At 41.4% G+C, this 1,689-nt stretch carries 2 protein-coding genes; both read left to right on the top strand.

The window, feature by feature from the left end:
* Nucleotides 1-653 (top strand): hypothetical protein (locus tag ABD76_RS19445; RefSeq protein ID WP_197258818.1); only part of this gene is annotated, 653 nt, incomplete at its 5' end.
* A gap of 283 nt (nt 654-936) precedes the next feature.
* Nucleotides 937-1,689, top strand: a 753-nt coding sequence (locus ABD76_RS19440) for a hypothetical protein (protein WP_197258817.1), incomplete at its 3' end; no start/stop codon positions are given.

Raw genomic sequence — 1,689 nt, 5'->3', positions numbered from 1 at the left:
TGAAGACCGCGGCCGCTAAACCAAAGGCTGAAAGCGAAGGGGAGAAACTAGAAAAAGAAGAGATAGCTAGAATCAACGAATTATTGAAAAAAAATCCGTTTGATAACTATCTGACATATAGCAGTTTTCAACCAAAGGGCCGCGAAGTTTGGGGGTACAGCAACGGCAAGGGTGGCTATGATAAATATGAGGACTATCTGAAGAAAGTATCCAGTGTGAAGGAGGCGAGGCCGCAACAACCTGCTGACTTGCCAGAGGGCTATACCTTCGAAGAGGCACAAATTATTGGTCCGCACATCATTGAATATACCGAAGAAATGAAAGCCGAAGCTAAAAAATTAGGGAAGAAGATATATTCCAAAAAGGTTGACTGGACATATACCAACTATATCGTGTTAACGTACACGAATGGAGAGGATTATATCCAATTGACGAGTTCACGCCTTGAAAATAAAGACGGGAAAGCAAAAGTGAAAGAAAAAGATTATGTTTATACATCCGCTGAGGACATGACAAAGAAACATCACATGCAACTCGGCAATACGCTTAGCTGGAAAGAAGGTGGTAAAGGTTTTTCAATCTCAACCAATCCGGACAATCCATTGACGAAGGAAGACCTGATCAAGCTGGCGAAAACGATGGTAACAAAATAGATAGATCCATTGAACAAAGACCAGAAAGAACTGGTGACAATATACGATTTTGATCCAATCATAGCTCTTGCACAAGCCCATGCAGTCTGAAATAAGACTGCATGGGTTCTTTTTTGAACGTGATTTGCAGCCGATACGGGGTCATTTTGCATGTCACAAAAGCGAGAAAACACTTTCTGAACAAAAAATGTTGACATTATTAAACTACAGTTGTAGTATAATATAAAACTACGATTGTAGTTTGATAGATTTGAAAATCATGACATGAGAGGAGCATTACAAAATGAAAGTAGCATCAAAAGCAGCAATCGCAGCACTAAGCAGTATTTTATTGCTGGGTTCTTCGTTGAACCTCGCGGTAGAAGCCGCCCCATCCCCTGCTTCAAGCGACATCGCATTGAAGACCGCGGCCGCTAAACCAAAGGCTGAAAGCGAAGGGGAGAAACTAGAAAAAGAAGAGATAGCTAGAATCAACGAATTATTGAAAAAAAATCCGTTTGATAACTATCTGACATATAGCAGTTTTCAACCAAAGGGCCGCGAAGTTTGGGGGTACAGCAACGGCAAGGGTGGCTATGATAAATATGAGGACTATCTGAAGAAAGTATCCAGTGTGAAGGAGGCGAGGCCGCAACAACCTGCTGACTTGCCAGAGGGCTATACCTTCGAAGAGGCACAAATTATTGGTCCGCACATCATTGAATATACCGAAGAAATGAAAGCCGAAGCTAAAAAATTAGGGAAGAAGATATATTCCAAAAAGGTTGACTGGACATATACCAACTATATCGTGTTAACGTACACGAATGGAGAGGATTATATCCAATTGACGAGTTCACGCCTTGAAAATAAAGACGGGAAAGCAAAAGTGAAAGAAAAAGATTATGTTTATACATCCGCTGAGGACATGACAAAGAAACATCACATGCAACTCGGCAATACGCTTAGCTGGAAAGAAGGTGGTAAAGGTTTTTCAATCTCAACCAATCCGGACAATCCATTGACGAAGGAAGACCTGATCAAGCTGGCGAAAACG

This window comes from Paenibacillus dendritiformis (assembly GCF_015845845.1).
GTDB classification, from domain to species: domain Bacteria; phylum Bacillota; class Bacilli; order Paenibacillales; family Paenibacillaceae; genus Paenibacillus_B; species Paenibacillus_B dendritiformis_C.
Note: the sequence above shows the minus strand (reverse complement) of the source record. Positions and strands in the feature narration are given on the sequence as shown.